This is a genomic window from Kineococcus indalonis (assembly GCF_009906395.1).
GTDB lineage: Bacteria > Actinomycetota > Actinomycetes > Actinomycetales > Kineococcaceae > Kineococcus > Kineococcus indalonis.
This window is the reverse complement of the sequence record NZ_JAAALM010000163.1, coordinates 1-7,690: the sequence shown is the minus strand read 5'-3', so window position 1 is coordinate 7,690 and position 7,690 is coordinate 1. Positions and strand designations below refer to the sequence as shown.

General features: G+C 76.7%; 6 protein-coding genes. 3 read left to right on the top strand and 3 right to left on the bottom strand.

Annotation, left to right across the window (positions count from 1 at the left end):
- From GTR00_RS09990 to GTR00_RS09980, 3 genes are all read right to left on the bottom strand, one after another.
- Positions 1 to 702: ABC transporter ATP-binding protein (locus GTR00_RS09990; protein ID WP_166611478.1), on the bottom strand; the 702-nt coding region annotated here is incomplete at its 3' end.
- Entirely contained in the window at positions 699 to 1,481 is a 783-nt protein-coding gene (locus tag GTR00_RS09985) for an ABC transporter permease (protein WP_166611477.1), read from the bottom strand. The genes GTR00_RS09985 and GTR00_RS09990, both read right to left, overlap by 4 nt.
- Positions 1,478 to 4,243, bottom strand: a complete 2,766-nt coding sequence (locus tag GTR00_RS09980) for a glycosyltransferase (RefSeq protein WP_166611476.1) — start codon at positions 4,241 to 4,243, stop codon at positions 1,478 to 1,480. Before GTR00_RS09980 ends, GTR00_RS09985 begins: the two co-directional genes overlap by 4 nt.
- A gap of 174 nt (positions 4,244 to 4,417) precedes the next feature.
- Between GTR00_RS09980 and galE the strand changes: the two genes are divergently transcribed.
- From galE to GTR00_RS09965, 3 genes are all read left to right on the top strand, one after another.
- A complete protein-coding gene (galE, locus tag GTR00_RS09975; RefSeq protein ID WP_166611475.1) occupies positions 4,418 to 5,380 on the top strand; it encodes a UDP-glucose 4-epimerase GalE in 963 nt (320 codons plus the stop codon).
- 132 nt (positions 5,381 to 5,512) lie between these two features.
- A complete protein-coding gene (locus tag GTR00_RS09970; protein ID WP_166611474.1) occupies positions 5,513 to 6,607 on the top strand; it encodes a glycosyltransferase family 2 protein in 1,095 nt (364 codons plus the stop codon).
- Positions 6,604 to 7,518 carry a glycosyltransferase family 2 protein gene (locus tag GTR00_RS09965; protein WP_166611473.1) on the top strand — a complete coding sequence of 305 codons (915 nt, stop codon included), beginning with the start codon at positions 6,604 to 6,606 and terminating at the stop codon, positions 7,516 to 7,518. Before GTR00_RS09970 ends, GTR00_RS09965 begins: the two co-directional genes overlap by 4 nt.
- Positions 7,519 to 7,690: the final 172 nt, after the last annotated feature.

Sequence of the window (7,690 nt, the reverse complement as noted above, 5' to 3'; positions counted from 1 at the left end):
CGCCCCGCCCTCCACGTGCACGGTGCCGGTGCCCAGCCACACGGCGCGGGTGGCCAGGCGCCGCAGGTGCGGCATGACGTGGGAGGCGACCAGGACGGCGCACCCGCGCTCGCGCAGCGCCTCCACGTGGGTGAGGCACTTCTCCTGGAACGCCATGTCGCCCACGGCGAGGACCTCGTCGACGAGCAGGAGGTCCGGTTCGGTGACGGAGGCCGCGGCGAACGCCAGGCGCAGCTTCATGCCGTCGCTGTAGGTGCGCACGGGTTCGGCGAGGGTGGCGGCGTCCAGCTCGGCGAACTCGCCGATGGCGCCGAGGCGGGCGCGCGCCCGCGCCGGGGTGAGCCCGGCCAGGACGGCGGCGGTGACGGCGTTGTCGGCGCCGGACAGCTCCCCGCTGGTGGCGGCGTTCAGGGCCAGCAGCCCGGAGACGGCCGCGCGGCGCACCACGGTGCCGCTGCTGGGCGCGGTGAGCCCGCCGGCCACCCGCAGCAGGGTGGACTTGCCCCCGCCGTTGCGACCGACGACGCCGACGACCTCGCCGCGGCGCACGGTGAGGTCCACGTCGTGCAGGACGTCGACGCTGCGGGCGCGCCCCGCGGAGCCGGTGAAGCGCTCGCGCAGGGAGTGCGCCCCACCGCGCCGGTAGCTCTTGCCCACCCCGCGCAGCTCCAGCACGGGCTCGCCGCCGGCGCGGGCGCTCACAGGTGGTCCAGGAACGTCGGGGCGAAGCGCCGGTGCAGGGCCCACCCGCCGGCGAGCACCCCCAGGCACACCGCCGCCAGCGCGGCCAGGCTCCCCGCGCCGGGCACGGTGCCGGCGACCAGGACCTGCCGCTGCGCCTCGATGAGCGCCCCCACCGGGTTCCAGCGCACCACCTCGGCCAGCGCGGCGGGCACGGTGTCCACCGAGTAGAACACCGGGGTGACGTAGATGCCGACGGAGAGCACCAGGCCCACCCCCAGGCGGGTGTCGCGCAGGTGCACGTCGCCGACGGAGGCGGCCATGCCCAGCCCGACCGTCAGGCACCCCTGCAGCACCAGCAGCAGCGGGAACAGCAGCGCGCTGAGCGGCACGCCGCCGGTGTCGAGGGCGACGACGAGCAGCAGCACGGGCAGGCCGGCGAGGTAGTCGAAGGCGTCGGTGAGCACGCTGACGACGGGCACGACCTGCCGGGGCAGCGCCGGCTGGGTGAGCAGGTCGGCGCGGTCCACGGCGCTGGTGGTGGCGTTGAGCACGCCGCCGGAGAACCACGTCCAGGCCAGCACCCCCACCGCCAGCTCCGCGAGGTAGTCCGGGCCCCGCCCGGGCAGCAGCGCGGTGAACACCACGCCGAGGACGGTGAAGCGCGCCAGCACGGGGGCCAGCGCCCACAACCAGCCCAGGAACGCCGACTGGTAGCGCACGCGGAACTCCCGCGCGGTCAGGTGGGCCACCAGGGACGCCGAGCGCTGCACCCGCCCGACCGGGAGCGCCGCGCTCACTCCGGGACCGGCCGGTCCGCCTCGCGCAGCGCCAGGCGCGAGCGCCACCACGCGGAGGGCCCGCGCACGGCGCCGCGGACCTCCGTGGCGAGCACGTCGCCGGGGTAGTCGTCGTCCCCGCGGGCCACCGCGACGGCCTGGCGCGCGAAGTGCCCGGGCAGGGTGCGCACCACGCGGCGCCAGCCGCGCACGTCGCCGTGCCGGGCGGCGATCTGCAGCTGGTAGGCCACGTGACCGCTGGAGTAGGCGCCCATCTGCCGCAGCAGCGAGGCTCGGTCGTCGCGGTGGTGGTGCAGGACGACGGCGGTGGGCTGGTAGACGACGTTCCAGCCGGCGCGCAGCACCCGGTAGAAGTACTCGGTGTCCTCGCCGATGCCGGAGGGGCGCCCCGGGCCGAGCACCTCGTCGAACGGGCCGAGACCGGCCAGGACGTCGCGGCGCACGGCGGCGTTGGCCGTCGCACCGATCTGCCAGGTCGGGGCGGGGGCCTTGGAACCCCACAGCCACTGCTGGTCGTAGGTGCGCCGGTGCGGGCCCCTGCCCAGACCGCCGTAGTCCTCGAACACCTGCGGGTCCAGCAGGTCCACGTTGGCCGGCAGGACGTTGCCCGCGACGAGCCCGACCGAGGGGTCCGCGAACGGGGCGAGGACCTCCTCCATCCACCCCGGGGTGATGACGACGTCGTCGTCGACGAGCACGACCACCTCGCCGGTGAGGGACGGGATGCCCGCGTTGCGGGCCGGGGACAGCCCCGGCCACGGCTCGTGGACGACCTGCACCCCGGGCAGCCCGGCGACCACCTCGCGCGTGGTCGCCGGGTCCGCGGAGTTGTCCACCAGGACCACCTGCAGCGGCCGGGTGGCGGCGGAGAGCAGCGCCTCCAGGCTGCGGCGCAGCGGGCCGGGGCGGTCGCGGGTGGCCATGAGGACGCTGACGCCGACCGAGGGGTCCAGCCGCGCAGCCGGTCGCGCCACCGCGGCGCCCAGCGCGTCCGTCAGCGGCTGCGCTCCGCCCGTGCGCGCGGACCGCAGGTCGTCCCAGGAGGTGCCGGGCACCAGCAGGGCCGGGCCGAGGTGCCGCGCCAGCTCCTGCACCAGGCGGGCGCGCGTGACGCGGGCGCCGCGGGCGTGGACGGTGAACGTGGACTGCGGCTGCCCGTCGCGCAGCACGCGCACGCGCAGGCGCCGCCCACCGCGGCGCGAGGCCGACAGGTCCACCGCCGCGGGCCCGTCGCGCAGCACGTCGACGTCCACCACGGGGTCGGCCGTGCGTCGGCGGCGGCGCTGCGCGGGGCGGTGCACCAGGGGCGGGGCGCTCGGCTCGCCGGGGTGCAGGGCGGCCTGCTCGGCGGCCTGCTCCTGCGCCCGGCGGTAGTAGCGGCCGAACACCGCGTCCAGGACGCCGCGCGAATCGGCGCGCACGAGCTCGGGCGGGTACATGCGCGGCCACACCAGGCTGCGCACCTGGGCGCGCCCGTGGTAGCGCAGGAACCACGCGGTGCTGAACAGCGCCATGTCCAGGGCCTGCACGGTGCCGTAGTTCGCCCCGGCGCCGGCGTAGATGCTGTAGGAGCCGGTGCCGTTGCCGCGCAGCTGGCGCCGCAGCTGCTCCATCGTGGCGCGGTGCCGGTGGTAGATGACGGCGCCCGGTTCGTACAGGACGAGCTCGCCGGCGGCCAGGACGCGGAAGTACATCTCCAGGTCGCCGCCGCCGCCGGTGGCGGTGCCCACGTCGAGGGCGGGGTCGAAACCCCCGAGGGCCAGCGCCCGCTCGCGGCGCACGGCCGTGTTCGCTCCGGTGCCGGCGTCCCCGGTGCCGGGGTACGCGCGGGCGGCCACCTCGCCGGCGTCGACGGCGACGGAGAACCAGCGCCGCGCGTAGCCGCGCCCGAACCCGCCGATGGCCTCGAACATCACCTGGGCGGGCGTGGCGAACTCCGCCGGGGCGACCAGCCCGGTGACGAGCACGGCGTCCGGCTCGTCCTCGAAGGCGCGCGCGAGGTTCTCCGCCCAGCGCGGGTGCACCAGGACGTCGTCGTCGGCGAAGGCGACGATCGAGCCGCGCGCCTCCAGCAGCGCCCGGTTGCGCGCCCAGTCCAGGCCGGCGCGCGGTTCGCGCACGTACCGCGCCCCGAACTCCTCGGCGACCTGCCGGGTGCGCTCGTCCCGGGAGGCGTTGTCGACGACGAGGACCTCGGCCACGGGGCTGCTCAGCTCGCCGATCGCCCGCAGGCAGTGCCGCAGGTCCTCGGGGCGGTCGCGGGTGCACACGGCGACGGTGGTGCCGGAGGTGTCCGGCGTGCGCTCGGGGTGCGCCACCGCGCGCAGGCCCTCGGCCAGCGCCCGCTGCACGCCGCCCGGGGTCTGCAGGGCGTCGCGCAGCAGGTGCTCGAGGACCTCCTGCTCGAAGCGGTGGGCGGCCCGGGCCGGCAGCCCGGGCAGGACCGCGTCGGGGGCGCCGGGGAGGGTGAGGTCGCCGATCGGCTGGCCGTGGAACCAGACGAGGGCGTGCACGCCCTCGGGTCGGCCCTGCGCAGGCGTGATCGTCGGGCGGGGCACGGCCGTGCCGGCGTCGAGGTCGACGTCGACGACGGTCAGGCACCGGTATCGCCGGCGCGTGTTCGGCGGGCTCATGCGGTGCAACCCCTGCGGGCGGCGCACCGCGGACACGGCCTGCTGCGTGAGCACCCGGCTCAGCCGGCGCGCCAGGGGTGCGCGGGGCGCGGTGACCGCGGGGGCCCGGAGGGCAGGGGTGATGTCCACGTCGTCTCCTCTGCTCGTGTGCGTGGGGCGCCGGTCAGACGGTGACGGCGGTGGCCGGTGGTCGAACCCTGCCAGGAGAGTAGTGAAGAACGCGCGCCGCGCCCGCGAGACCGTCGGGGAACCGCCCGCGGCGTCCCGCCGCCGCCGCGCCGCCGCGCCGGTAACCTCCGGCGCGTGACGGGAACGCGGTGGTTGATCACCGGGGGCGCCGGCTACGTCGGCGCCCACGTGGTGCGGGCGGTGCTGGCCTCCGGGCGCGAGGCGGTGGTGGTCGACGACCTGTCCACCGGTGCGCGCGACCGGGTGCCGGCGGGCGTGGCGTTCCTCGACGGGTCGGTGACCGACGCCTCGTTCCTCACCGGCGTCCTGCAGGCCGTCCGCCCGGACGGCGTGGTGCACCTGGCGGCGAAGAAGTCCCCCACCGAGTCGGTGTCGGACCCGCTGCGGTACGCGCGCGAGAACGTCGGCGGCGTCACGGCCCTGGCCACCGCCGCCCTCGCCGCCGGCGTGGAGCGGATCGTCTTCTCCTCCAGCTGCTCGGTGTACGGCACCCCGGACGTCGAGCTGGTGCGGGAGGACGCCCCCCTGCTGCCGCAGAGCCCGTACGGGGACTCCAAGCTGTACGGCGAGCGCCTGCTGGCGGCCGCCGCCCGCGCCCACGGCACCGGGCTGGTCAGCCTGCGGTACTTCAACGTCGCCGGCACCGCCGAACCCGCCCTCGCCGACACGGGCGCGCACAACCTGGTCCCCCTGGCGCTGCGGGCGCTGCGCTCGGGCACCTCCCCCGTCGTCTTCGGCGACGACTACCCCACCCCCGACGGCACCTGCGTGCGCGACTACGTGCACGTCGAGGACCTCGCCGAGGCGCACGTGCGCGCCGCCGCGGCGCTGGAGCTCGACCTGTCGACCGCCACCTACAACGTCGGCCGCGGCGAGGGCAGCAGCGTCCTGGAGGTCCTCGACGCGCTGCGCCGGGCCTCGGGGCGGGACGTCGCCCACGAGGTGCGCGAGCGCCGTCCCGGCGACCCGGCCCGCGTCGTCGGCAGCACCGAGCGGATCGAGGCCGAGCTGGGCTGGCGCGCGCGGCGCGACCTCGACGAGATGGTGTCCAGCGCGTGGCGGGCGGCGGAGCGGTAGCGGGCGCGCGGACTCGTCGCGCTCGCGGCGTTCCGCACGGGGTGCGCAGCGGGTAGTGTTCCGGTCGCGGGTCGTGGCGATGAAGCAGAGGTCCGTGCTGCTGATCGTCCGGTCGACCGAGAGGTGTTCGACATGGCCCTGCCAGCGCCCGTGAGCGTCCTGGCCTCCCGCACCCGCAGCGCCTACTGGCGGGTGCGCTACTCCCGCTGGGGCGCGGACCGCGAGCGGACCCCGGGGTACTCCCTGGTGGTCCCCGTGCCGGGTGACCTGCCGGTCTTCCTGGACCTCGCGCTCGCGGTGTGCCGCGAGCAGAGCGCCCGGCACCGGGTGGAGACGCTCGTCGTCGCCGACGTGCGCACCCCGGAGGTGGACCGGATCGTCGCCGACGCCGCGCCGACGTGGCCCGGCCCGCTGCGCCGGGTGGACCTGGCCCTGCCCGAGCGGGTCCTGCTGCCGGTGCTGCGCGACCCCGGCCGCAACCACGGCGCGCAGCTCATCGCGTCGGTGCGCGAGGCCCGGGGCGACCACGTCGTCCTGCACGACGCCGACCTGTTCGCGCTCGACCCGCAGCTGCACGACCAGTCCTACCGCCGCGCGCGCGACGAGCAGCTCGGCGTGCTGGGCGTCGAGCGGGCCTGGGACCCCTGGTACGCCGCGCACGGCCGCGAGCTCGCCGCGACCTGGGAGCAGTGCTCGAAGGTGGACTGGCTGCGCTCGGTGCCGCCGCACCGGCACCTGGGGCACGACGCCCGGCTGTGGGGCGAGCGGCACACCTTCGACACCACCTTCTGGGCGCAGTGCCGCACCGACCCCCGGCGCATCGCCGTCAGCGGCCGCAGCGACGACATCGTCCACTTCAACTACGTCATCAGCACCTACCGCCGGTTCCAGCGGCAGGGCCGCGGCGGCGGGTTCCGCGACGGCAACCTGCGGCTGCTGCTCATCCGGGTGTTCATCGACGTCTTCGGCCGGCGGCGCACCGGCTACGACGTGCCGGAGCTGGCCACCCTGCGGGACGGCCTGCGGGACGCCTCCGCACCGGTCACCTACGCCGGCGTCGACCCCGGTGAGTACGCCGTCTTCCGCCGCAAGCTCACCGCGATCCTCGAGGGGCCGTGGACGAGCGAGGAGCGCCGGCGCAGCACCGAGGACCTCCTCGGCGCGTTCGACGAGCACTTCGGCTCCTCCCCCGCCCCGGCCGCCGGCGCCCGGGTGGACGCGCCGTGAGCGGGGTGCCGGGCGGGCAGGACCTGCAGGACGGGACGAGGGGGGAGCGCACGGTGCCGCAGCCGACCGCTGACGTGACGGTGGTGATGCCGGCGATGAACCGCGCGCACCTGATCGGCCGGGCCCTGGAGAGCATCGCGCGCCAGGGCGTGGCACCGGCCGAGGTCGTCGTCGTCGACGACGCCTCGACCGACGGGACGGCGGACGTGGCCGAGGCCGCGGGGGCGCGGGTGATCCGCCTGGAGCAGAACGGCGGCAGCGGCCCGGCCCGCAACCTGGGCGTCCGGGCGGCCACGACGGAGTGGGTCGCGTTCCTGGACTCCGACGACGAGTGGGAGCCCGGGCACCTGGAGGCGCTGCTGCGCCGCGCCGGGGACCACGTCCTGGTGTGCGCGCCGGCCAGGACCCCGGCCGGGCGCGTCGTGGGCAACCCGTGGCGCCGCGAGCTGCCCCTGGACCCGCTGACCCTGCTGGCCCCCGGCGACGTCATGTGCACCAGCGGCACGATGGTGCGGCGCTGGGCGCTGGAGGAGGCCGGCCTGTTCCGGCCGCTGCGGCGCGTGCAGGACCTCGACCTGTGGGTGCGCGTGCTGGAGCTGGGCACGGGCGTCGCGCTGGCCGAACCCAGCGTCGTCTACCACGAGCACGTCTCGCAGGCCGTCAACGACAAGGACCTCATGCGGGAGTGCTTCGACCGCGTGGTGCGGTCCTGCGCGGGCCGCCCGTGGCTGACGCCCCGCGTCCACGACGGCATCTACAGCCGGCTGCACTGGGACGACATGCGCGCCGCGCAGCGCTCCGGGGACCTGCGCGGGGCGCTGCGGCACGGGGCGTGGCTGGCGGGCAGGCCGCACGCCTGGCCGCCCCTGGCGAAGCTGCTGCAGCAGCGCCGCCTCAGCCGGGCCCGCTGAGGGTCGGCCGGGGCGGCGCCGCGCAGCCGCGCCGGGTCCTCAAGCGCCGGCGGGCTTGCCGTGGTCCTTGGGCAGGACCTGCAGCTTGTTCCAGGGGAAGTTGCGCATCACCTGGTAGCTGGGGGTGCCCGCCAGCAGCCCGGTCCACGGGTCGGTGCCGGTGGCCGCCTTC